Genomic DNA, 23,348 nt, shown 5'->3' with positions numbered 1-23,348 from the left:
CCGTGCGCCCGGTCAGCCCTGGCGCAGCACGCCTCCGTCGACCCGTACGTCCTCCGCCTCCAGCGGCTGCGTGGCCGGGCCCTTCGTCACGCTGCCGTCGGCGATGGCGAACTTGCTCCCGTGACACGCGCAGTTGATCGTGCCGTCCTCCACGCTGCTGACCAGGCAGCCCTGGTGCGTACAGACCGCCGAGAACGCCTTGAACTCGCCCGGCTCCGGCTGCGTGACGACCACCTTCTGGTCCTTGAAGATCTTGCCGCCGCCCTCGGGCACCTCCGCGGTGGTGCCGAGCTGCGGGCCGGCGTCTCCGCCGCCTTCCTGCGGCTGCTCCTCCTGGGCGCCGCCGGAGTCGCCCGGGTCGCCCGAGCCGCCGGAGTCGCCCGGGTCGTCGCCGCAGGCGGCGAGCGCGGCGGTGAGGCCGCCGGCGCCGACGGCGGCCACGACGGTGCGGCGGGCGGTGAGTCGGGCCGGGTTGCGGGATTGCGTCATGGTGGGGCCCTTTCCTGGGGCGCCGGTCGTCCGCCTTGGGCCGGCGGGCCCGGCGTTCTGTTCGTGTGCCTCAGCGCCCTCATACGTACGGCGGGGGGTCGGCGTTCAGCTCACGCCGCAGGAACGCCAGCTCGAACCAGAGCAGATTCTCGGCGATCGCGTCGTCGGAGATCATGTGCGACGCGCCGGGCACCGGCAGGACGCTGTGCGGCCGGCCCGCGGCCAGCAGTTCGGCGGACAGCCGAAGGGTGTGGGCCGCGACGACGTTGTCGTCCGCGAGGCCGTGGACGAGCAGCAGGGGGCGGCGCAGCCGGTGGCCGAGCCCCACGAGGGACGAGCGGTCGTAGTGCTCGGGGTGCTTGGCGGGGTGGCCGAGGAAGCGCTCCTGGTAGTGGGTGTCGTACAGCCGCGCGTCGGTGACGGGCGCGCCCGCGACGGCGGCGTGGAAGACGTCCGGCCGGGTGAGCACCGCCGCGGCGGCGAGGAAGCCGCCGAACGACCAGCCGCGGATGCCGACCCGGTCCAGGTCGAGGTCGGGATGGCCGGCCGCCGCCGCGTGCAGCCCCTGCACCTGGTCCGCGACGGCCGTGTCCCGCTTGTCGCCGGTGCTCATCCGCTCCCACGACGGCGCGCCGGGCGTGGCCCGCCCGTCGGTGACCAGCACGGCGAAGCCCTGCTCCGCGAACCACTGCGAGACCAGCGTCCACCACCCGCGCGCCGGCACCGCCAGCCGCAGCCCCGGGCCGCCGTACGGGTCGAGCAGCACCGGCAGCCTGCCGCCGCCGGGGCGGTGCCACGACGGCAGGAACAGGTTGGCGCGCAGCCCGTCGGGCCCGTCGAGGTGCAGCGGGCCGGGCCGGAGCACCGGTTCCTCGGCGAGCGAGGCCAGCGCCGCCCCCGGGCGGCCGGACGCCAGCACGTGGGCCGCCGACCCCGCGGGCGTCACGCTCTCCAGCACCGTCGTCGCGCCGCCGGCGGTCGCCGTGTGGTGCCCCGCCTCGTCGCTCAGGCGCGTGCAGCCGGGGCCCGGTTCGTACGCCCATACATGCCGCTGCGTCGGGTCCTCGGCCGCCGTGAACAGCACCCGCTCGCCCGTCACCCCGAGCACCGCGCGCACCTGGAGCCCGGCGGGCGTGACGGGCTCGCCGTCGCGGACGAGCCGGTAGGTGTCCGTGGCGGTGTCGTTCGTGACCTGGAGCAGCGCGCCGGATGCGGTCCTGGCCGGGGTGCCCGGCACCAGCCGGGTCCAGTGCGCGTCGCGCGTCTCGGCCAGCACGCGGGTGGCGCCGGTGCCCGGGTCGGCGGCGAGGGTGAGCAGCGTTCGCTGGTCGCGGCTCTGCACCCCGAGGAGCGGGCCGTGGGCGTCCCAGCGGACGGTGGCCAGATACTCGTACGCCGTCCGGTCCCACGCCACCTCCGTACGCCGGCCGTCGAGCGTGACCACGTACAGCGAGACGTCCGCGTTGGTCGTGCCGGCGGTCGGGTAGCGCACGGTGCGCGGCTCGGCCGCCGGATCCGCGGGGTCGGCGAGGTGCCAGCGCTGCACGTCGGTCTCGTCCACGCGCGCGACGAGCAGCGCGTGGCCGTCGGGGGCCCACCAGTGGCCGCGGCTGCGGTGCATCGACTCGGCGGCGACGTGCTCGGGCAGCCCGTACGTCACGTCGGGCCCGTCCGGCGCCGCGAGCAGCAGGTCACCGCCGCCCGCCACGGGAACGACGTGCAGCGCCCCACCCGTGACGTACGCGACGTGCCGGCCGTCGGGGGAGAGGCGCGGATCGACGGCGGGCCCGGCGGCGGGCACCCGGAACGGCGCCGAACCGTCCGTGCGTACCGCCCACAGCTCACCGCCCAGCGCGAACACGGCGAGCCGCACGGCGGAGTCCGTGGTGTACGAGGTGACCCCCGCCGTCCGCGTCCGCGCCCGCTCCCGCCGCACCCGCTCGGCGACGGGCTCCGCCCCGCCCCGCGCCAGACCCGCCGGATCGGCCAACTCCCGCTCCGCGCCCTCCTGGTACAGCCACAACCGCGCCACCGGATCCGCCCCGCTGCCGGTCCGCAGAAACAGCACCCGCTCACCGTCCGGCGAGACGGTCACGGCGTGCGGCAGTCCGAGCGTGAATTTTCGGGTACGGGCGAGTTGGCGGGGGAACTCCGGCGCGCGGTTTACGTTCATGCCCGAGACCATGCCCAGAGATCGGCCGTCGCCACCAGGGGGACAGTTCAGGGCAATGCGTGAAGGAACGGACCGCACCGCACCCCGGGCGAAGCCGCGGCGGCCGGCCTCGGCGAACAGCGGTCGCGCCGGGGCCGGCCGGGCGGGCGGTGTCAGTCGTGGGTGATGGTGCCGTCCGCGTCCATCGTCGGATGGATCTGGCAGGGGCCGTATTCGTCCACGTCCGAGGGGCGGGGCGGCTCGGGCCCGTCCGGTCCGACACGGATCGTCCGCGCCACCCGTACGATCAGGAACCGCCGCCCGCACACCTCAAGCTCGTTGGCCCGCCGGCGTCGGCGGAAGTCGGCCGCGGCCTGCCGGCAGGCCGCCGCGTCCTCCTCGGGCGGGCCGATCGGCGGGGGGAAGCCGTGGGTGTTGGTGAGGAAGTCGACGAGCCCGCGGCGCGCGTGCTGCGGGGTGGCGTGCTGGGAGCCGAGCGTCTCCCACGACTTCTCCTTCTCCACCAGCACCCGGAACACCGCGGGGAGCATCACCACGTCCGGGTGGGAGACGACGGCGGCCTCGGAGTCGCCGCGTACCTCGCGGGGAAAGCGCGGGGACGTGTACGCGAAGTCGTGCAGCACGATCCGCTGGAGCGCTTCGGCCGGCCCGGTCGCGGCGCCGGGGTCGATGACGAAGCCGCGGGTGTGGGATTCGGCGTCGTCGTCCTCCCAGCCCTCCGGATCCGGATCCGTCGGGCGCGGCGGCTCCGGGCGGCGGCCGTCGGTCTGGCTGAACTCGTCCGCACGCACGATGCGGTAGCGGACCGGGCCGACGCGGACCTCGTCGACCGGCTCCCGTTCCAGCAGCGCCACGGCCTCCAGCAACCGCCGGCGGTGCTCGCGGTCGGTGGCCCGGTCCTTGGCCGTGAACCACAACTGTGAGTTGAGCGCGTCGCGGGCGTCCTGCGGCATGCCGGAGTCCATGTCGGATCGCAGCCGCCACAGCGGTCCCTGGTCCGGCTGCTGCTCGGCGATACCGAACAGCGGCCCGCGCACCAGCATGTACGGATAGCGGATCGCGTGCTGGGCGGCGTCCGTCTCGGTGACGCCGGCGACGGGATCGTCCTGGTCGGGCAGGCGGATCGTCACACGCTGGGGCTTGCGGTCAGCGTTGTCGCGCATGTCTCTCAGTGTGCCCGACCGATCACCACACGGTGACCGCTTTCGGCAGGTGAGCCGCGGGCGTTGGGGCCGACCGCCGAGGAGGCGATGGCCTTTCGGCCGGACGGGAAGGGCGGGGCCGCGCGGAAGTACGCGGTCCCGCCGGGGCGGGTGGGGAGGGTCAGCGGTCCTGGGCCAGGGCGTTCAGTTCCCGCAGGAGGCCGTCCTCGGTGGCCAGGAGGGCGTGGAACGTGCCCTCCTCGCGGAGGCGTCCGCGGTCGAGGACGATGACGCGGTCGGCCATCCGGGCGTTGTCCAGGCGGTGGGTGACGACGACGGTGATCCGGTCCGGGCCATCTCGCGGAGCTTGCGGAAGATCAGGTGTTCGCCGCGGGCGTCCATCTCGCTGGTCGGCTCGTCCAGGACGAGCACGGCCGGCTCCCGGTACATCGCCCGCGCGCAGGCCAGACGTTGCCACTGCCCACCGGACAGTTCGTGCCCGCCCCACACCGAGCGGGCCAGCAGGGTGCCGAGCCGGTCCGGGAGCGCCTGGAGCGCCTGGGTCATGCCGACGCGTTCCGCGGTGTCCCAGATGCGGTCGTCGGTGTGCTCGCGGGGCTGGCCGAGGGTGATGTTCTCGCGGGCGGCGAGCGGCCAGTGCCCGTTCTTCTGGGGTACGAGCCCGTGCCGCCAGACCGATTCCGCGTCGGCGGTGGCGAGGCCGGTGTCGTCCCACAGGACGGTTCCGCCGGTCGGCAGGGTCAGTCCGGTGAGCAAGCGGATCAGGGTCGATTTGCCGGCGCCGTTCTCGCCGACGAGGGCGACGGCCTCGCCGCGGTTGAGGGTGGGGGTGATCGGGTGCAGCGCCGGGGCGTCCGTGTCGGGGTAGGTGAACCCGGCCTCGCACAGGCGGATGCGCCGCGGCGCCGCTGCCCGGACGGTGCCGCGGGCGGTGGCCATGGTGCGGACTTCGTCGGTGAAGGTGTAGTAGTCGCTGAGGTAGGGGCCGTGGTGGAACATCACCGCCCCGTGCCGGACGATCGAGTTGAGGGCGCGTCCGGCTGGCGATCACCCCGCCCATGCCCCTGGGGATGACCGACAGCAGCAGTACGCCCAGGAGCAGGGGGTGGAGGGAGGTGAGGACGGTCGCGGCGGACACGAGCTGGACGAAGCCGTTGGTCAGTGTCTTGGCGTCGTCCGCGAGGTCGACCGCGCGCAGGGCGCCGATCTCCGCGGCCCGGCTCCGGTCCGTGAACCCCTCGGTGTCGTAGGCGGACAGTTCGGCCTTCATGTGGAGGTCGACCAGGGTGAGGTCGACGGCGGAGGCGATCTTCGGGTTCAGGCGGCGGGTGGCCCAGTCCGCGAGGATCCACATCCCGGCGCCGAGCGCCATCGCGACGACCGCGACCGTCAGCGCCGGCCAGGCCCGTTCGAGGCCGGTGCGGGCGTCGGAGGTGGCGAGGTGGGCATCGCCTTGGAGACCGCGGTGAGCACGACGGCGGTGCCCAGCCCGGACAGCACCTGGCACACGAGGATCGTGAGCGTCATGCGGCGGTCGACGGACCAGGCCAGCCGGGCGGACTGGGCGAGCGCCGTCGGGATCCGGCGGGCCATGTCCCACAAGGTGGCGTCTTGCAGGGCCCGGCGGTGCTTGCGCCCGTGGAAGTCCAGCTCGGGCGGAGCCGCGGGCCGAGGATCGGACGGTCGTGCGGCGGGAACGGCCGCCGGATCCTGCGCCGCGGACGGGCCGTGCGGCCCGGCGTCGGCCACCGGCCGGGCGGTGGCGCGGGGGCGCCTCCTGTCGCTCATGCCCCCCACCTCGGTGACGGTCGTGATGCGGATGCGAACGGGGCGCGGCGTGCGGCGGCCGGGCGCCGGAGCACCGTGGGCCTGCCGGGCTGAGCGGGAGGATTGTCGAACGCGGGGTGGGCGGCGGGGCAAGGTCGTACAGGATTCACGGTTTGCTCCTCAGGTGGAGTTCGGGTCGAGCACCCCGGACAACGGGGATGATCACGGGGCCGATACGGGTGGGACCGGGCGACGGGTCGAGCGCAGATTCGACGGGGAGCCTGGTGGGCAGGTGCGGTCGGCGCTCCCGCGCGTTCGATTCACCCGTCGGGGGGAGAGCGGCGAAGCCGCAACCCGGGCGGGGGATTGCGTGAGGGCGTCGAAAGCACGGGTCTCCTCGGTGGGGCGCGATGGGCCTGCGGGAGGGAACCATCGGGCAAGCCACTGACAACCAGGCGGCTGCGGTGCCGGGATCCGGACAGTGCGGGCCGTCCGGCCGGTGTGGGGCGACGCTCCTCGAAACCGGCGGGGTGGCCTGGGGCGGAGCCGGGAGAAGCGGCTCCCGAACCGGTCGGTGGATCCCCGAAGTGGAGCGGTCGGCGAGCTGGCTTGAACTGCCCGGACCGTGGTGCCGGCGGGGACCGACTCCGAATCGCGAGCACGCCCACGCGGCCGGTGCAGGCGGCTGCGTGGGCGTGCTCGGAAGCGCGGGACGAGGGACGGTGGTGCGTTCGCGCAGGTTTTGCAGGCGCTGCGGCCGGTCCTCGCCGACCGTCGCCGCGGTCGACCGGCGGGCGCCCGCAAGGCCGGTGACGTGCGCGGGTCCGTCAGCTCCGATACCGCTGCGCTACCGCCGCGAAGGCGGCCTTGGGCTCCCACTCCATGTCGGGGTAGGTCTGCCCCCGGCGCCCTTCGAGGAGTTTGACGATGCCCAGGCCGGCCCGGTCCAGGTCGTCCCTGGGGTCGCCGTCGGGGCGGTGCGGATAGCCGGGCAGGGCGAACAGGAACACGAACGCGCTGTCCACGCCCTCGGTTTCGAAGATGTCCAGCAGCTCGCTCAGATACGCGGCCTGGCCGGCCTCGTCGCGCTCGTACATGCCGTTCAGCCGGACGGGCGCCCTGGTCTCCGGGGCGTACTCGACCACTTCCAGCACCCGCCCGCCGCGGTCTCCCGCGCCGCGGTAGGCCGCGGTGCCGAACCCCGTGACGGCAAGCGGCTTCGGGCCCTCGGCCAGGGTGCGCACCGCGTCCCGGAACCGGTCGGCGACCTCGGCGGAGCGGAGCAGCTCGTACGTCACGATGTCGAAGGGAGTCCAGTCGACCTGCTCGAACTGGATGGACGCGTAGGTGAGACTGCCCTGGAAGCGCTCGCGGACGGTGGCCGCGGCATCGCGGAGGAACGCGTTGATGCGCAGGCCGAGTTCGCGTATCGCTTCGGCCCGCCGCTCCGGTTGGCTCATCAGTTGCGCGACACGCTCCTCGGGGCTCTCGCCGGCCAGGAACCCGCGGTTCATCACGCTCAGCTCGACCCCGGCGACGAACACGACCGCGGCCCCCTCCTGCCGGAGCCGTTCCGCTCGCTCGGCGCAGTCGCGGAAGAGCGTGAGGATCTGCTCCGGATCCAGCTCCAGCGGATAGGGCGAGAACCAGACCTCCAGACCGAGTCGGGCGGCGGCGACGGCGGCCGCCTCCAGTCGGTCCGGGTCGCCGCCGATGATCTGGACCGCGTTGCAGTGCAGGTCGTCACGGATGATGGCGAGTTCGCGACGGACCACCGCGGGGTCGAAGTGCTCGCGGGACGTCTGGCCGTGCAGGACGAATCCGGTGTCGTAGGTCATTCCTCTGGCGCGCATGGCGGCGTCCTCTCTGCCGGTCTCGGTCGGGTCGAGGCTGACAGGGAAAGTGCGTGCACGCAAGTTTGCGTACGCGCAGCCTTGTGTGGAACGCTGGCACCGTGACGACACCACCGCCGGGGCTGCGGGAGCGGAAGAAGCGGGCCACACGCGAGGCACTCCGTGAGGCGGCGCTGCGCCTGGCCGTGGAGCGCGGACCGGACCAGGTGCGGGTCGAGGACATCGCCGAGGCGGCCGGGGTCTCGCCGCGCACCTACAACAACTACTTCGCCAGCCGCGAGCAGGCGATCGTCTCCGCCGTCACCGCGGACCGGGAGGCGCGGATCGCGGCGGCCCTCGCGGCCCGGCCCGCGGGAGAGCCCCTGGCCGAAGCCGTCACCGAAGCGGTGGTCGAGCAGTACACGAACACCGGTGAACGCGAGCGCGAGCTGCTGCTGCTCATCACCACCCGGACCGCGCTGCGCGACGCGTTCCTCGACACCACCGCCGGCATCGAGCCCCCGCTCACGGCGGTGCTCGCCGAGCGCCTGGGTGACGGCGGAGCGCACACGGCCCGCGTTCTCGCGGCGAGCGTGGCCGCGGCGGTTCGTATCGCGTGGGAAGGCTGGCTCCGGCCGGTCGGGCACGCGGGGTCCGCCGGGAACCTCGGCGCCGGCGCACTGGTCGTGCCCTCCGGCCCACCGGCCGACCAGCTCCGCGCGTCGCTCGCCCCGCTCGCGCCCGCGTTCGACGCCGCCGAGGGGCGCACCCGACCGCCCTCGTCCGCGTCGGCCGATTCGGGGTAGGCAGCCGTAGCGGATACGACCCGCTTTGCGGCACAACGCCCCCGCCGCACCGATCCCCGAGGGCCATGTCAGGGATCGCCGGGCTGTCTCGTCTCAGGATGCGAAGGCAGATTCCGAGACACTCGACAGCAAGGAGCGGGTCATGGGCGACGAGACCACACACCGGAAGGTCGCGCTGGTCACCGGGGCGAACAAGGGGATCGGCCGCGGGGTCGCCGAGCACCTCGCGGGGCTGGGCATGACGGTCCTCATCGGCGCCAGGGACCGGGGACGCGGTGAGGAGGCGGCAGCGGCGCTCTCCGCGGCGGGCCACGACGCGCACGCGGTGACCCTGGACGTCACCGACCGGGCCGGCGTCCGCGAGGCCGCGAAGCTCATCGAGGAGCGCTTCGGCCACCTCGACGTGCTGATCAACAACGCCGGCATCACGGGCTCCGGACAGGTCTCGCCCCAGGACGCCCACGACCAGATCCCCAGTTCCGTCGACCTGGACATGGTCCGGGCGGTGTTCGAGACCAATGTCTTCGGGGTGATAGCGGTGACCAACGCCATGGTGCCGCTGCTGCGGCGGTCGCCGGCGCCGCGCGTCGTCAACGTCAGCAGCCACGCCGCGTCGCTGACCCTCACCAGCGATCCGGACGGCCCCCTTGCCGCGCTGCTGCCGTCCGCGGCGTACGCACCGTCCAAGAGCGCGGTGACCGCGCTGACGGTGCAGTACGCCAACGAACTGCGCAAGGACGGCGTTCTCGTCAACGCGGTCGCCCCCGGCTACGTCGACACGGACAGCAACAACCACACCGGTCATCTGACGGTCGCGCAGGGCGCCGCGACCGTGGTGCGCCTGGCCACCCTCGGCGCGGACGGGCCGACCGCCGGGTTCTTCGGCGAACAGGGCCCGGTGCCCTGGTGACGGCAGCCCCGCGCGTAGCGTCGGATCGTCGAGGAGGAGCGGCGTGACGAAGACCGAGGAGTTCCAGGAACTGCGGCCGATGCTGTTCTCGATCGCCTACCGGATCCTGGGCAGTGTGAGCGAGGCCGAGGACGCGGTCCAGGAGACCTGGCTGCGCTACCAGGCCACTTCCACCCGGCCCGGGTCGCCCAAGGCGTTCCTGTCGACCGTGGTCACCCGGCTCTCGATCGACGTGCTGCGCTCGGCCCGCGTCCAGCGCGAGGAGTACGTCGGGCCATGGCTCCCAGAACCGCTGCTGACCGATCCGTACGAGGACCCGGCGCGGGCGGCGGAGCTGGCGGACTCGCTGTCGATGGCGGCCCTGCTCCTCCTGGAGCGACTCACCCCGCTCGAACGCGCGGTCTTCGTCCTGCGGGACGTGTTCGCCTTCGGCTTCGCGGAGATCGCGTCGGCCGTGGGGCGGTCGGAGGCGGCGTGCCACCAGCTCGCGGTACGGGCGCGCCGCCACATGGACGCGGGCCGGACCCGGTTCGAGGCGGACCGCAAGGAGCGCGACGAGCTTGCCGGACGGTTCTTCGACGCGTTCCGCGAGGGAGACGTCGACGCGCTGACCGAGCTGCTGGCAGCCGACGTCACGATGATCGGTGACAGCGGCGCCACGGCACCGCGGTTCCAGCCCGTCAGCGTCGGCGCCGACCGGGTGGGCCGGGTGCTCGCGAAGTTCGTCCCTCTGGTCATCAGGGGGGCCGGCGTCGTGGAGCCGCGGCAGGTGAACGGGCGGCCGGGCGCGATCTTCCGTGACCGGGACGGCGGGGTCCTCAGCGCCTGGGCGCTGGGCGTACGAGACGGGCGGCTCCAGACGATCCACACGGTGAACAACCCGGACAAACTGTGGCACATCGGTCCCGTCGCGGACGCCTGGGCGGTCCTCCGCGAGGTGACCCGGGCACCCCGGCCGTCGGTGTGACCGGGGAGCCGAGCGCCGCGGACAGCTCTCAGGGGCCGCGCCCGGAAACCCGATTGCCGACCGCCGGGCACGCTGACACCATGGCCGGCGTGATCGCTGCCGAGACGCCCGACTGCCTGATCGTGACGGGGATGCCGGGAGCTGGAAAGTCGACGATGACCAGGCTCGTGGGCGAGCGGCTGCCGCGTTCCGCCCGCCTTGGCGGCGACGAGCTGAACGGGATGATCGTCAGCGGCTTCGTCTGGGCGCTGGGCGAGCCTGCCGACGAAGCGGCGCGGCAGGTGGAGCTGCTGCACCGCAATCTGTGCGCGCTGGCGAACAACTTCGCCGACGCCGGCTTCACCCCGCTGATCGACGCGATGGTCCCGTCCCGCGAGAAGCTGGGCTTCCTCCTCGACCTCCTTGCGGACCGGCGGGTCCTGCTCGTCGTTCTCGCACCGGGCATCGAGGTGTGCCGGTTCCGGAACACCATCCGCGATCCGCGGGAGCGGTTCGACTTCGACGGCTACGAGGAGCTGGACGCCGCCATGAGGCGCGAATTCGGCGACGTCGGCTGGTGGTTCGACACCGCGGGCCTCACTCCGGAGGAGACCGCCGACCGCATCGTCCGGGAAGCCCGCGACCGCGCCCTGGTGAACTGACCGCGCCTTCCCTGCCTTTGTGCACGGTCGACGCTCCCGGTCATCACGCCCGGTGACAGCGGGGCCGGCCGGCGCGGCCGCAGCCATGACCACGCGCAACCGCGGCGCTACCGGTGTCCTGTACCTCTGGCGTACGCGAGGGCAATCTCGTGGACGGCGCTGCCCCACCGCCGACGGAATCGCCGGCGGCAGCGCGCAGGACAGCGCCCGGACCCCCACAACCGTCTGGAGACGACATGTCGCAACGACCATCCCGTCGTGGCTTCCTGGGAATAGCCGCGGCCGCCGTCGCCGCACCCGTGATCTGCTCCGGTCACGCCTTCGCCGCGGACCCGCGCGAACTGCCGATCGTGAACCGCCCCGACCACCCCGGCGCGATCCACCCGTCCGGCGCCCTACGGCACGCGCAGACGGAGCCGCTCAACGCCACCGTCGACTGCGCGCTGTCCGGACGGAGGGCCCGATGACCACCTTCGTGAGCCGGTCCCAGTGGGGTGCACGCGCTCCGCGGAACACCGACGGGAACATCACCCCGCAGCACGGCGGGGTGACCATCCACCACGTCGACGCCGTCCACGTCGCCCGCGCGAACCACGCGGACTGCGCGGCCCAGGTGCGCGGGATCCAGAACTACCACATGGACGGCAACGGCTGGGCGGACATCGCGTACAGCCACCTCGTGTGCGTCCACGACTACGTCTTCCAGGGCCGCGGCGAGAACCGCCGCACCGCCGCCAACGGCACCAACCCGGGCAACCAGAACTGGTACGCCGTCTGCGGCCTCGTCGGTGGCACCGCCGGCGACTACGACACCATCACCACCGGACTGATCAACGCCTTCCGCTACGCCGTCAACCGGCTGCGCACGCAGGGCGGCGCGGCCCGCGCCATCTGCGGCCACCGCGACCACCTGAGCACCGGCTGCCCGGGGAACCTGTACGGGAACGGCGTGCTCAACGGCGCGACGAACCCCGGCGGCGGTCCGCTGCCCTACCCCGGCGTCAACTTCCGCCAGCCGCCGACCTTCAGCCACGCGAGCGTGGCCACCTGGCAGAACCAGATGAACGCGGCCCACGGCTACAGCCTCAGCGCGGACGGCGCCTACGGCCCCAACTCGGACGCCGCGTGCCGGAACTTCCAGTCGAAGAAGGGCCTGGCCGTAGACGGCATCGTCGGCCCCGCCACCTGGGGCGCCACCTTCCCCGGCTGACGGCCCGCGCCACGGCTTCACATCCGACGCCGACGCACGGAGCCCGGGCCCGAAGGGGGACACCCCCGTCGGGCCCGGGCTGGACGGCCGCGGTGTCCGCGCGGCGCCGGGCCCGGAACGCCGCATCGTGCACGACGCGCGGGGCGGGGACCGTGGGCGAATCCGCTCAGGCGAGGAGTTTCGCGAGCCGTGCCATCTCCGTGGGCGGGTCGACCACCGGCTGGATGACGAGTTCGTCGACGCCGGCCCGTTCCAGGGTGGTGAGGCGGGCGAGGAGGTCGTCGCGGGTGCCGACCAGGGCCAGGGTGTCCATCAGCGAGGGCAGCACCAGGTCCCTGTCCTGCGGTGCGATGCGTCCGAGGTAGTTGGGGTAGAGCTTGGTGTGCCGGTCCGGCGCGGTGGGGGTGGTGCCGCGCCGGTCGAGAAGCCGCCGTACCGCTTCGCGTTCCTCCGGGCCGAGCTGATCGGCGAAGGCGGGTGTGTCGGCGGCGGTGTCGGCGGCGTAGGCCAGCAGCGACAGAACGAGGTGGCCCGTGGCGTCCCGGGCCGCGTCGCCGTGGGGGTCCTCGTCCTCGTCGAGGACGTGGAGCGGGGCGACCAGGTAGGAGTCGGGGTCGCGGGGCGTGTCCCGGGCGGCGCTGCGGCGGGCGTCGTGCAGCCCGTGCCAGGCGGTGGGGTCCAGCAGGCCGACCGAGACGAGGCCGGTGCCGCGGCGGCCGGCGACGGCGGCGGCCTTCGGTCCGAGCAGCGCGGCCACGACGAACTCGATCGGGTCGGAGGTGTTCACATGCGCCCCGCTGTGCAGGAACCGGACGTCGCGGACCCGGTCGCCCTCGCGGTACTCGGTCGAACGTCCCGCGCACAGGTCCTGTAGCGCGGCGGTGAAGTCCTCCAGCCTGGCCGCCGTCGTCGGCCGCATGCCCACGGTGCGCCGGGCGGTGTTCCCGGTGCCGACGCCGCAGACGATCCGTCCCGGTGCCAGGGCGTTGAGGCTGGCCAGCCCGCTCGCGGCGGCCGGGGCCGAGCGCAGCGCCGGTGAGGTCACGCCGATGCCGAGCCTGATGCGGCCGGTGGCCTTCGCACACAGGCTCAAGGCGACGAAGGGATCGCCGTTGACCAGCGGGGTGTCGTAGACCCAGAAGCTGTGCAGGCCCAACTCCTCGGCGCGCACGGCGAGATCCTCCACACCGGGCCGCGCGCTGACCACGACGCCTGCACGCATCACAACCTCCAGGGTGTGGCGGAGGGAAGGGTTCTTGCTCAGCATGGCAGGTAAGGGCGTGGGGCAGGGCAGCCGTGTCGGCTCGCGCGGCGAGGTCTCCGAGAACGTCCTCTCTCATGCTCTGCGCACGCCTCTGCCACGCCGCGGCCTCCCCCCTCAGGCGTCGGCGAGGAGGGGGTCGTACGGGGTGCCCGCGCGGCGGCCCGCCATGAACGAGAGGAAGCCGCCCACGAAGGCGCTCCGGCCGTAGGCGCCGTCGGTGGTGGTGAGGTCGCGGTGGAAGGCGGTGCGGAAGAGGGCTCGGTACTCGTCCGCGTCGATGCTCCCGTTGCCGTCCTTGTCGGTCGCGTCGAAGAGGACCTCGGCGACGCGGATGAGCGCGGGTCCGGCGAGGGAGGGGACGGCGGCGGCGTACTCCTCGGCGCTGACGCGGCCGTCGCCGTCCGTGTCGAGGGCGGCCTGGAGCTCGCGCCACCAGGCGGAGAAGGCGTCGTAGAGCCGGGTCTCCTCGGGCTCGTCCAGGTCGAGGCGGGTGGCGAGTTCGCGTGCCATGGCGGCGAGGTCGGGCCAGTCGAGGTGGCCGTCGCCGGTCTGGTCCAGCACTCGGCGGAAGAACTCCTCCGCCGAGCGTCGGTTCTCCTCCGTGGCAGTCGAAGGCGCCGGGCCGGGGTCGGTGTCGCCGCGCAGTGGGGTGAGGAGGCGGAGCAGGGCCGATGCCCGCTTCATGCGGGCGCGCAGGGCGGCCACGGTGCGCGCACGGGGGTCGTCGCTGTCGGGCGAGAGTGAGAGGGCCTCGATGATGCTTTCGGCATTGATCCAGCCCTCGGGCAGGAACCGGGTGAGTCCGGCGGCGAGGTAGGCGCCCTGCATGAGGGTTGCGGCGCCGGGCATCTCGGGCAGGCCGGCCCGGCGCCGGTAGGGCTCGGGGAGCGAGGCGACGGTGAGCGCGCCGAGGAGCGGACCGGCGACGGCGCGGCCGGCCGCCCACAGTGTCGGCGCACCGTCGAGCAGCGCGGGGGCGGGCAGGTGGTCGAAGAGCCGGTAGAGGATGACGCGGGCGGCCTCGGTGTTCTCCAGCTCGTTCTCTACGACCCGGTCGAAGTACCGCCAGAAGTCGTGCAGATCCTCGGGGAGTTCCCCGGCGTCGCCGTCGAGCGCGGCGAGGAACGCGCGGTACTCGGCGTACAACCGCTCCATCGTGTCCTGGTCGAGCGGCTGGCCGCTCAGCCGGCACATGGTGACGGCGCTCTCGAAGAGGGTGGCGACCACCCAGGCGCGGGTCGGGCGGTCCATCGCGTCGTAGGCGCGGCCGCGGGAGTCGGCGCCGCTCATGCGGGCGTGCAGCCGGTTGAGCCGGGCGGCCTCCCGCTCACGTACCGCCGGGTCGGGGCCGAACATGCGCCGCATGCTGAGGAAGGTGTTGCGCAGTCGGCGCCAGGGGTGGGCGACGAAGGTGGAGTTGTCGGCGAGGGCGGCGCCGATCTGCGGGTGAGCGGCCTCCAGCACGGTGGCGCGGATCATGGCCAGGGCCCAGCGCGGGTCGTCGAAGAAGGCGCTGAACTGCGATTTCGGGCCGAACAGGAATGTCTCGTCGGCCGTTCCCGTGGTTTCGGTGGTCATGACGGGTCTCCGTTCGTCCGGGCGGGTACGCCGCCGAAGCGGCGGTCGCGGCGCCGGTAGGTGTGCAGGTAGGCGAGGAAGTCGGGAGCCCGGAAGTCCGGCCAGAGCACCTCGGGGAAGACCCACTCGGCGTAGGCGACCTGCCAGAGCATGAAGTTGGAGATGCGCTGTTCACCGGAGGTGCGGATGACCAGATCGACATCGGGGGTGTCGGGGAAGGGCAGGTGGTCGGCGAAGAGCCGCTCGGTCACCTCGTCGGCGGGCGTCCCGCTGCGGATCAGCGACCTGGCGGCCTCGACGATGTCCCGGCGCCCGCCGTGGTCGAAGGCGACGGTGAGCGTCATCCCCCGGTTGCCGGCGGTGAGCGCCGCCAGGTCGTAGAAGTCCTGGGCGAGTTCACGGGGGATGCGCGGGTCGGCGACCCCGAGGAAACGGCAGCGGATGCCCCGCGCGAGCAGCAGCGGCGCATGCTTGCGCACCACCCGGCGCACCAGCCGCATCAGGAACTCGACCTCGGTGCCGGGGCGGGTCCAGTTCTCGGTGGAGAAGGCGTACAGGCTCAGCCACTCCACGCCGGCGGCCCGGGCCGCCTCGATGACGTCGATGACGGCGGTCTCCGCGGCCCGGTGACCCGCCGTACGGGGAAGCGAACGCTGCTGCGCCCAACGGCCGTTGCCGTCCATCACGCAGGCCACGTGCCGCGGTCCCGTACGCGCCGCCCCCTCGTCCCGCCGCTGATCGCCGGGTCCGCCACCGTACCGCCGGCCGCCCGGCCGGTCCTCCGTCACCGCGCGTGCGCGCGGGACGCCGTGGTCCGTCACGCCCGGCCCCGCCCCGTCCGGAGCGGCACGGCCGGCCGTACCGCGCTCGGTCACGCCCACCCGCCTCGCCGCCCCCGCCTCGCCCACGCCCCACCGGCGCGTTCCCTCCTGCGGAGTCTGGCAGCGCGAACGAGCCATGTTCCGCCGAACGAGTGGCCGTCACCCTCGACGCGTACGTTCGAATCCCCCGCGTGCCAGGCCGGCGAACGCGCGCACCGGTCCTTTCAAAGCCCCCTGGGTGTGCGGGGAAAGACGAGGTGGGGGGCTGTCCTTGCGAGGAGGATCCGCGACGTGACGACGGGCGCACCCGGTCTCGGGGGCGGGTGGGTGCGTATGCCCGGCACCGGGGTGCGCCCGCGGGACGCAGCTTGCCGCGCACGCCCCGCGGGCGGTGCCGCGTCCGGTAGTCGAGTGCGTCCGGCAAGGTGCGGCGGGGCGGCCGGGCGGGATCGGCAGCGGGTGCGGGAGTCCGCCGGTGTAGCCGCGGAAGGGCCGGGAACCCGGGGGAGACGCACGAGCCCGTGAGCGTGCTGCTCAGCCTCATGGGCGTAGTCCTACGAGCGGAAGGTGTCGTCGTGTCGCAGGTTGAACAGTCCATCGAGGTCAACGTCCCCGTCAGCGCGGCGTACGACCAGTGGACTCAGTTCGAGTCGTTCCCCGAGTTCATGGAGGGTGTCGAGAAGATCGAACAGCGCACCGACACGATGACTCACTGGGTGACGAGCATCGGCGGTGTCAAACGGGAGTTCCAGGCGCGGATCACCGAACAGATCCCGGACGAGCGGGTGGCCCGGACGACGGTCGAGGGCGAGGTGAAGCAGGCAGGTGTGGTCACCTTCCACCGCCTGGACGACGCCCGTACCAAGGTGATGCTTCAGATGGACGTCGATCCCGGCGGTATGGCCGAGACCATCGGCGACAAGCTCCACGTCGTCGAACGTCAGGTCACGGGTGATCTGAAGCGGTTCAAGGCGTTCATCGAGCGCCGCGGTGGCGTGGCGACGGGCGCCTGGCGCGGAAACGTCTGACCTGCCCCGGGCGTGTGACCCCGGTGGCGCGAGCCGCCGTGGGCGGGTTCGGTGGAGCGGTGTCCCGTCCAGGTGCGGCAGCGGCCGACGGCCTTCGCGGGCCGTCGGCCGCTCTCGCGGCTCCGGGCGGGCACCGGCCGGTCCACGGCGATGGGGCGCTGCCGCAGTGCCCGAGGGAATCGGTCGTTTGCCCTGCCCTGGCCGCGATTGCCCATGAATGAGGGCCGGGGCCGGCGCGTGGGGGAGGCGGGGGGGTGCCGGCCCCGGCCGATCTTTCAACTGTAGGTCGTTGTCTGCCGGTTATGCACATTTGTCACTCGTATGAGTGTCTCTCGCTGCTCATTTGCCTGCCTGCTCTGCACGGAGACGTGCGCCTTCTGCCCGCCCCGTAGCCCGGTTCTGCCTCCGTCTGTTCATGATCTGCCGCACCCGGCAGGCCGCCACGACTTCGACCGCGCCGCCTTCGTCGGCCTCGGCGGCCACGTGGGCGGCGTGGTGGTCCCGGCGGACATCAGCGCTGCTGGTTTCCGGGCGCCTCGTGCCGGGCCAGGAGGGCCAGCAGGGTGGCCACGGTCAGGCCGGACTCGGCCGGGTGGCGCAGGGGGATGTCCTCTTGGATCCGGTAGGTGTTGGAGCGGCCGTGCCGGGCGCGGGACAGATAGCCGGCCTCTTCCAGGTCGGCGATGATCCGCTGGCAGGCGCGCTCGGTGAGTCGGCAGTGCGCGGCGATGTCGCGGATCCGTACCGAGGGGTTGTCGGCGATCGCGGCCAGGACGCGGGCGTGGTTGGTGAGGAAGGTCCAGCCGGTGTGAGCTTCGGGTGCGGTAGTCATCAACGCCATCCTACGATGTACGACCCTCCATTCATGTATTGTAAGATGCGAAACGCGTGTCGTGAATCGTTGTGCATCATCGAAAGGTCAGCAGGAGATCGCCATGCCTTCTCTGCGTACAGACACAGGGCTGCCACGCATACGGCCCCTGGCCGACGATCACACCACTGCTCAGCCCTCACAGCGGCCGGCGGGAGAGCCCGGGGATGCCCTCGACGGGCTGCCGCTCTGGGTCCGGCACCGGCTGGCCGAGCTGAGCGAGGAGAATGCGCAACTCAAACAGGCCATCAAGACAAGGCCCGTGGTCGATCAGGCCCGCGGGGTGCTGATGGCCGCGCTCGACGGCGATGCCGACGACGCCTGGCAGGTGCTGCGGAAGACCTCCCAGCACGCCAACGTCCCGCTGCGCGACGTGGCCGCATCGGTGGTCTCCTCCACCGGCGGCACTCCGATACGCGAGGACCTGCGAGTTCCGATGCGCGAAGCGATCAGACAGGTGTGGGGGCAGCGAGATGACGCAGGCAGACAGCGCACCGCACCTGCTGCTTGACGAGGTCTGCCGCATCCTGACCGCCGCCGGCTTCGACGTCACCACCGGCGACCGAATATCGGCGGCGGGCCTGCACGTGCGGCACAACGTCGACGCGGTGGTGGTGCGGTGGGAGCCCGGCGCGGAACTCGATCCCGCCGGACGTGGCCACAACGAGCACGACGGCATCCGGGCGGCCCTGCGTTACGCCCTGCTGGCGACCCTCACCCAGGCCGGCCACGCCGTCCACGTCGACGACGACAGCGACGACGTCCACGTCAGACGACCCGCAACTCCCGCACCTCCTCAAGGGGCAATGGAGCCGGCGGGCGACTGAGAACCCATTCGTCGGCCGTGCTCGTAGAGCACGGCCGACGAAGTCGGGCGGCCCGGCGGGCTGCTGCGCATGCTTCTTCGCGTGCGAGTAAGCGGCGGCGATCACGAGGAAACAGCATGTCGACGGCCGTCACGCTCGGTTACTATGCTCACTTCATGCCGGAGGTCGGCACCAGATCTCCTCGTCTTGCCTTCCCCGCCCACTCCGTCGATTGCAAGGTAGGAACGTTGGACGGCCTGAGATGATGCTGCGAGAAGTCACCGCGACCCGCTACGTCACGCCGCTGCGTGAGGGCGGGTCGCTCCCCGGTGTCGTCGAGGCGGACGACCTGGGGACGTACGTGATGAAGTTCACCGGCGCCGGCCAGGGGCGTAAGACGCTGGTCGCCGAGGTGATCAGCGGGGTGCTGGCGCGGCGACTGGGATTGCGGGTGCCGGATCTCGTCGGGCTCCAGCTCGACCCCGTCATCGGCCGCTCCGAGCCGGACGAGGAGGTGCAGGCGCTGCTGAAGGCCAGCGGGGGGCTCAACCTCGGGATGGACTTCCTGCCCGGCTCGCTCGGCTTCGATCCGCTGGCCTTCCGGGTGGACGCCGCGGAGGCCGGCCGGGTGGTGTGGTTCGACGCCCTGGTCGGCAACGTCGACCGGTCGTGGCGCAACCCCAACATGCTCGTCTGGCACGGCGACCTGTGGCTCATCGACCACGGCGCCACCCTGATCTGGCACCACAACTGGCCCTCCGCCGCGACCGCCGCCGACAAGCCGTACGACGCCTCCGACCACGCGCTCGCCACCTTCGGCCCGGACGTGGCCGCCGCGGCGGCCGAGCTGGCGCCGCGGGTGACGGCCGAGCTGCTGCGCGAGACGGTGGCCGAGGTGCCGGACGAGTGGCTGGACGGCGAGCCGGGCTTCGGGTCGCCGGCGGAGGTGCGTGCCGCGTACGTCGAGACGCTGGCCGCCCGCGCCCCGCTGGTGCACGAGCGGATCGCGGTGGGCGAACGCAGCGCGGACGGGCCGTCGAAGGCGCCGGGCTGGCTGAAGGCCAGGCCGCCGCGGAGGGGGACGCGATGAGCGGGCGCGAGGTCTTCGAGTACGCGCTGCTGCGCGTCGTGCCGCGCATCGAGCGCGGCGAGCAGATCAACGCCGGGGTGCTGGTGTACTGCCGGGCGCGGTCGTACCTCTGCGCGCGTACCGACCTGGACGAGCGCCGGCTGCTCGCGCTCGACCCCGGGGTCGACCTCACGGGCGTACGGGCCGCGCTGCGCGCCGTGGAAGAGGTCTGCTGCGGCGGCTCGGAGGCCGGGCAGGCCGCCGGGGACGACGCCGGGCGGCGCTTCCGCTGGCTCGTCGCGCCGCGCAGCACGGTGGTGCAGCCGGGGCCGGTGCACTCGGGGCTGACCGAGGATCCGGAGGCGGAGGCGGAGCGGCTGCTGGGGCTGCTGGTCCGCGTCCCTGTGTGACGAGTGGTCCGCGTTCCTGCGTGACGAAGTGGCGCGTGCCCCTGTGGCGGGGTGGTACGTGCCCTCCCTCCGGGCCGGGCCGGGTGCCTTCTGCCGGTGTGCCGCCACCCCGTGGCGGCGCCCCGTTGACATGGCAGGGCGGGACTTCTAGCGTCACCTGGCGTACCTACTAAGCGGTTGCTCACCGACTGCCGGGCGGCACCCCGGCACCAGCCAGCGCGAGGAGAACACCAGGATGTCCACCACCGGAAGGGTCGCGATCGTCACCGGCGCCGCGCGCGGCATCGGCGCCGCGACCGCCGTCCGCCTGGCCCGCGAGGGGCGCGCCGTCGCCGTGCTCGACCTCGACGAGGGCGCCTGCGCGGACACCGTCGAGAAGATCACCGCCGCCGGCGGCACCGCGCTGGCCGTCGGCTGCGACGTCTCCGACGCCGACGCCGTCGAGGCCGGTGTCGCCCGCGTCGCCGCCGAACTCGGCCCGCCCGTCATCCTCGTCAACAACGCCGGCGTGACCCGCGACAACCTGCTGTTCAAGATGGGCGTGGACGACTGGGACACGGTCATGAACGTGCACCTGCGCGGCGCGTTCCTGATGTCCCGGGCCTGCCAGAAGCACATGGTCGACGCCGGCTTCGGCCGGATCGTCAGCCTCTCCAGCAGCTCCGCCCTCGGCAACCGCGGCCAGGCCAACTACTCCGCCGCCAAGGCCGGCCTCCAGGGCTTCACCAAGACCCTCGCCCACGAGCTGGGCAAGTTCGGCGTCACCGCCAACGCGGTCGCGCCCGGCTTCATCGTCACCGAGATGACCGCGCAGACCGCCGCGCGGGTCGGCATGGAGTTTGCCGACTTCCAGGCCGCCGCCGCCTCCCAGATCCCGGTCCAGCGCGTCGGGCAGCCGGCGGACGTCGCCGGTGCCATCGCCTTCTTCACCGGTGACGACGCGGGCTTCGTCTCCGGCCAGGTGCTGTACGTGGCCGGCGGGCCGCTCGACTGAGGCCGGGGGACGAGGACATGACGCAGCAGCAGAGAGCCGGCGGCGCGGACGGGCCGCAGGGCGCGGGCAGCGACCGGGTCGCCCTGGTCACCGGGGCCAGCCGCGGCATCGGGTACGGCATCGCCGAAGCCCTGGTCGCCCGCGGCCACCGGGTGTGCATCACCGGCCGCGGCGAGGAGGCGCTGAAGGACGCCGTGGAACGGCTCGGCGCCGGGCGCGCCATCGGCGTACCGGGCAAGGCCCACCACGAGGAGCACCAGGCCGAGGCGGTGGCCCGCACCATGGAGGCGTTCGGCCGGGTGGACTACCTGGTCAACAACGCCGGCACCAACCCCGTGTTCGGCCCCGTCGCGGACGTCGACCTGAACGCCGTGCGCAAGGTCTTCGAGACGAACGTCCTGTCGGCCCTGGGCTTCGCCCAGCAGACGTACAAGGCGTGGCAGCGCGAGAACGGCGGTGCGATCGTCAACATCTCCTCCATCGCCGGGCTCGCCGCCTCGCCGTTCGTCGGCCCGTACGGCATGAGCAAGGCCGCGATGATCAACATGACCATGCAGCTCGCGCACGAGTTCGCGCCCCTGGTCAGGGTCAACGCCATCGCGCCGGGCGTGGTGAAGACGAAGTTCGCGGTCGCGCTGTACGAGGGCCGCGAGGAGGAGGCCGCCGCCGGTTACCCGCTGGGCCGGCTCGGGGTGCCGGAGGACATCGGCGGCGCCGCCGCCTTCCTCCTCTCCGACGAGGCCGGCTGGATCACCGGGCAGACGCTCGCCATCGAGGGCGGCATCTTCCTCAATTCCGGCGTGAGCTGAACCACCGGTCACACACGTCACACACATTCCCCCGGGTCACAGCGTTGTCCCGGGGGATCCGTGATCCACCGACCGTGGGGTAGGGTCTGCGCACCCCATCGAACAGGTGCAAGGAGGGGGCAGGCACGTGTTCTTTCGGTCGGGCCCGCGGCGGGTCGCCGCGGTGCTGATACCCGTCTCGATGCTGGCGGCCGGTTGCGGCACTCTGTCGGCATCGGACGACGACGAGCGGCACATAGACGTGGGTACGACGAGCGCGCCCAGCACGCTCGACCCGGCAGCCGCCTGGGACGGGTCCTGGGAGCTGTACCGCAACGTCTACCAGACGCTCATGCACTACGCCGGCACCAGCGCGGTGCCGCAGCCGGACGCGGCCAAGAGCTGCGGCTTCACCGCCGCCGACAGCCGCACGTACCGCTGCAAGCTGCGCGAGGACCTCACCTTCTCCAACGGCAACCCGCTCGACGCGGCGGCCGTGAAGCACTCCTTCGACCGGGTGTTCGCCATCAACGCCGAGACCGGCCCGGCCGGGCTGCTGGACAGCCTGGAGAAGGTCGAGACCGAGGGCGAGCGGACCGTCACCTTCCACCTCAAGCGCCCCGACGCCACCTTCCCGTTCATCCTCGCCGCGCCCGCCACCTCGCTGGTCGACCCCGAGACGTACCCGGCGGACAAGCTGGCCGACACCGGGACGCTCGTCGGCTCCGGGCCGTACACGCTCGCGTCGTACGAGAAGGGGTCGGTGGCCGAGCTGGAGCGCAACTCCGACTACCGGGGCGACGCGGAGATGCGCAACGACTCCGTCAGCATCCGCTACTTCGACGACTCCGACGCGATGACCGACGCCCTCAAGAAGGGCGACATCGACGTCACGTACCGCGGGCTGCCGCCGGACCGGGTGCCGGAGCTGGAGAAGGCGGCGGACGAGAAGGGCTCCATCGCGCTCAGCCGGGTGGTCATGCCGGAGATCCGCTACCTGGTCTTCAACCCCGAGCACGAGCACGCCGACAGCCTCGCCGTACGGCACGCGGTCGCCCAGGTGGTCGACCGCGACGCGCTCGTACGCAAGGTCTACGGCCGCACCGCGGAGCCGCTGTACTCGATGATCCCGCGCGGCATCACCGGCCACACCACCGCCTTCTTCGACCGCTACGGCGAGCCGGACCCCGAGGCCGCGGCGCTGACGCTCCAGACGGCGGGGATCACCGAGCCCGTGCCGCTGACGCTGTGGTTCACCACCGACCGGTACGGCTCGGTGACGGCGCGGGAGTTCAGGGAGCTGGAGCGGCAACTGGAGGCCAGCGGGCTCTTCGAGGTCACGGTCAAGGGCCGCAAGTGGGAGCAGTTCGCCGCCGCGTACAACAAGGGCGAGTACCCGGTCTTCGGCCGCGGCTGGTCCCCCGACTTCCCCGACCCGGACAACTACATCGCGCCGTTCACGGGCGAGCGCAACGCCCTCGGCACGCCGTACGAGAACGCCGAGATCACCGACGACCTGCTGCCCACCTCGCGCCGCAAGGCGGACCGGGCCGGGGTGAACGACCAGTTCGCGCGGGCGCAGGACATCCTCGCCGAGGACGCCCGGCTGCTGCCGCTGTGGCAGGCCCGGCAGTACATCGCCGCGCACGACGACGTCGCCGGGGTGGAGTGGAGCCTGGACGCCTCGACGATCATGCGGATGTGGGAGCTGTACAAGAAGACCAGTTGGTAGGGGAGTTGTCAGTGCCCGGCGGTACTGTC

The 23,348-nt window shown here is 72.8% G+C and carries 24 protein-coding genes; 14 read left to right on the top strand and 10 right to left on the bottom strand.

Going from position 1 to position 23,348, the window contains the following annotated elements; translation table 11 throughout:
- Window positions 1–12: 12 nt before the first annotated feature.
- From QBL21_RS19005 to QBL21_RS18980, 6 genes are all read right to left on the bottom strand, one after another.
- Window positions 13–489 carry a Rieske (2Fe-2S) protein gene (locus tag QBL21_RS19005; RefSeq protein WP_407563414.1) on the bottom strand — a complete coding sequence of 159 codons (477 nt, stop codon included), beginning with the start codon at window positions 487–489 and terminating at the stop codon, window positions 13–15.
- 79 nt (window positions 490–568) lie between these two features.
- On the bottom strand, window positions 569–2,662 hold the full coding sequence (locus QBL21_RS19000; protein WP_407563413.1) for a prolyl oligopeptidase family serine peptidase: 2,094 nt from the start codon (window positions 2,660–2,662) through the stop codon (window positions 569–571).
- A gap of 152 nt (window positions 2,663–2,814) precedes the next feature.
- Window positions 2,815–3,825, bottom strand: coding sequence for a DUF5954 family protein (locus QBL21_RS18995; RefSeq protein WP_407563412.1), 1,011 nt, complete (start codon window positions 3,823–3,825; stop codon window positions 2,815–2,817).
- A 183-nt stretch (window positions 3,826–4,008) separates the two neighbouring features.
- Window positions 4,009–4,824: an ATP-binding cassette domain-containing protein gene (locus QBL21_RS18990; protein WP_407563411.1), complete on the bottom strand. Its 816-nt coding sequence runs from the start codon at window positions 4,822–4,824 to the stop codon at window positions 4,009–4,011.
- 390 nt (window positions 4,825–5,214) lie between these two features.
- The gene (locus QBL21_RS18985) at window positions 5,215–5,613 is read right to left on the bottom strand and encodes a hypothetical protein (RefSeq protein WP_407563410.1); all 399 of its coding nucleotides are present in this window, start codon (window positions 5,611–5,613) and stop codon (window positions 5,215–5,217) included.
- 806 nt (window positions 5,614–6,419) lie between these two features.
- Window positions 6,420–7,430, bottom strand: a complete 1,011-nt coding sequence (locus QBL21_RS18980) for a hypothetical protein (RefSeq protein WP_407566470.1) — start codon at window positions 7,428–7,430, stop codon at window positions 6,420–6,422.
- 116 nt (window positions 7,431–7,546) lie between these two features.
- On the opposite strand from QBL21_RS18980, the gene QBL21_RS18975 reads away from it, so the two are divergent.
- The 6 genes from QBL21_RS18975 to QBL21_RS18950 all read left to right on the top strand — a co-directional run bounded on the left by QBL21_RS18975 (window position 7,547) and on the right by QBL21_RS18950 (window position 11,958).
- Complete coding sequence (locus tag QBL21_RS18975) at window positions 7,547–8,230, top strand: TetR/AcrR family transcriptional regulator (RefSeq protein ID WP_407563409.1); 684 nt, start codon at window positions 7,547–7,549, stop codon at window positions 8,228–8,230.
- Between the two features lie 142 nt (window positions 8,231–8,372).
- On the top strand, window positions 8,373–9,140 hold the full coding sequence (locus QBL21_RS18970; protein WP_407563408.1) for an SDR family oxidoreductase: 768 nt from the start codon (window positions 8,373–8,375) through the stop codon (window positions 9,138–9,140).
- Window positions 9,141–9,183: 43 nt separating this feature from the next.
- Window positions 9,184–10,107 (top strand): RNA polymerase sigma-70 factor, encoded by a 924-nt coding sequence (locus tag QBL21_RS18965; RefSeq protein ID WP_407563407.1) that lies wholly within the window; start codon window positions 9,184–9,186, stop codon window positions 10,105–10,107.
- Between the two features lie 80 nt (window positions 10,108–10,187).
- A complete protein-coding gene (locus QBL21_RS18960; protein WP_407563406.1) occupies window positions 10,188–10,748 on the top strand; it encodes an AAA family ATPase in 561 nt (186 codons plus the stop codon).
- A gap of 236 nt (window positions 10,749–10,984) precedes the next feature.
- Window positions 10,985–11,215, top strand: coding sequence for a hypothetical protein (locus tag QBL21_RS18955; RefSeq protein ID WP_407563405.1), 231 nt, complete (start codon window positions 10,985–10,987; stop codon window positions 11,213–11,215).
- A complete protein-coding gene (locus tag QBL21_RS18950; RefSeq protein ID WP_407563404.1) occupies window positions 11,212–11,958 on the top strand; it encodes an N-acetylmuramoyl-L-alanine amidase in 747 nt (248 codons plus the stop codon). The genes QBL21_RS18955 and QBL21_RS18950 overlap by 4 nt, the downstream gene beginning before the upstream one ends.
- Before the next feature lie 166 nt (window positions 11,959–12,124).
- On the opposite strand, the gene QBL21_RS18945 is transcribed toward QBL21_RS18950, so the two are convergent.
- The 3 genes from QBL21_RS18945 to uppS form a co-directional block, all read right to left on the bottom strand.
- Complete coding sequence (locus QBL21_RS18945; protein WP_407563403.1) at window positions 12,125–13,180, bottom strand: LLM class flavin-dependent oxidoreductase; 1,056 nt, start codon at window positions 13,178–13,180, stop codon at window positions 12,125–12,127.
- Window positions 13,181–13,336: 156 nt separating this feature from the next.
- Window positions 13,337–14,800, bottom strand: coding sequence for an oxygenase MpaB family protein (locus tag QBL21_RS18940; RefSeq protein ID WP_407563402.1), 1,464 nt, complete (start codon window positions 14,798–14,800; stop codon window positions 13,337–13,339).
- Complete coding sequence (uppS, locus tag QBL21_RS18935) at window positions 14,797–15,483, bottom strand: polyprenyl diphosphate synthase (RefSeq protein ID WP_407566469.1); 687 nt, start codon at window positions 15,481–15,483, stop codon at window positions 14,797–14,799. The genes QBL21_RS18940 and uppS overlap by 4 nt, the downstream gene beginning before the upstream one ends.
- 713 nt (window positions 15,484–16,196) lie before the next feature.
- Here uppS and QBL21_RS18930 point away from each other — a divergent pair.
- Window positions 16,197–16,649, top strand: coding sequence for an SRPBCC family protein (locus tag QBL21_RS18930; RefSeq protein WP_407563401.1), 453 nt, complete (start codon window positions 16,197–16,199; stop codon window positions 16,647–16,649).
- Between the two features lie 511 nt (window positions 16,650–17,160).
- On the opposite strand, the gene QBL21_RS18925 is transcribed toward QBL21_RS18930, so the two are convergent.
- Window positions 17,161–17,481 (bottom strand): helix-turn-helix transcriptional regulator, encoded by a 321-nt coding sequence (locus tag QBL21_RS18925; RefSeq protein ID WP_407563400.1) that lies wholly within the window; start codon window positions 17,479–17,481, stop codon window positions 17,161–17,163.
- 103 nt (window positions 17,482–17,584) lie between these two features.
- Between QBL21_RS18925 and QBL21_RS18920 the strand changes: the two genes are divergently transcribed.
- The 7 genes from QBL21_RS18920 (at window position 17,585) to QBL21_RS18890 (ending at window position 23,319) form a co-directional block, all read left to right on the top strand.
- Window positions 17,585–18,031 carry an ANTAR domain-containing protein gene (locus tag QBL21_RS18920; RefSeq protein WP_407563399.1) on the top strand — a complete coding sequence of 149 codons (447 nt, stop codon included), beginning with the start codon at window positions 17,585–17,587 and terminating at the stop codon, window positions 18,029–18,031.
- Window positions 17,994–18,347 (top strand): hypothetical protein, encoded by a 354-nt coding sequence (locus QBL21_RS18915; RefSeq protein WP_407563398.1) that lies wholly within the window; start codon window positions 17,994–17,996, stop codon window positions 18,345–18,347. Before QBL21_RS18920 ends, QBL21_RS18915 begins: the two co-directional genes overlap by 38 nt.
- A 244-nt stretch (window positions 18,348–18,591) precedes the next feature.
- Window positions 18,592–19,416, top strand: coding sequence for a HipA family kinase (locus QBL21_RS18910; protein WP_407566468.1), 825 nt, complete (start codon window positions 18,592–18,594; stop codon window positions 19,414–19,416).
- Window positions 19,413–19,805, top strand: coding sequence for a DUF3037 domain-containing protein (locus tag QBL21_RS18905; RefSeq protein WP_407563397.1), 393 nt, complete (start codon window positions 19,413–19,415; stop codon window positions 19,803–19,805). The genes QBL21_RS18910 and QBL21_RS18905 overlap by 4 nt, the downstream gene beginning before the upstream one ends.
- Before the next feature lie 235 nt (window positions 19,806–20,040).
- Window positions 20,041–20,799 carry a 3-oxoacyl-ACP reductase FabG gene (gene fabG / locus QBL21_RS18900; RefSeq protein ID WP_407563396.1) on the top strand — a complete coding sequence of 253 codons (759 nt, stop codon included), beginning with the start codon at window positions 20,041–20,043 and terminating at the stop codon, window positions 20,797–20,799.
- Window positions 20,800–20,816: 17 nt separating this feature from the next.
- A complete protein-coding gene (locus QBL21_RS18895) occupies window positions 20,817–21,608 on the top strand; it encodes an SDR family oxidoreductase (RefSeq protein WP_407563395.1) in 792 nt (263 codons plus the stop codon).
- 127 nt (window positions 21,609–21,735) lie between these two features.
- Window positions 21,736–23,319 carry an ABC transporter substrate-binding protein gene (locus QBL21_RS18890; protein ID WP_407563394.1) on the top strand — a complete coding sequence of 528 codons (1,584 nt, stop codon included), beginning with the start codon at window positions 21,736–21,738 and terminating at the stop codon, window positions 23,317–23,319.
- Window positions 23,320–23,348: the final 29 nt, after the last annotated feature.

This window comes from Streptomyces sp. 184 (genome assembly GCF_045781775.1).
Taxonomy (GTDB): Bacteria; Actinomycetota; Actinomycetes; order Streptomycetales; family Streptomycetaceae; genus Streptomyces.
This window is presented reverse-complemented; position numbering and strand designations above follow the sequence as displayed.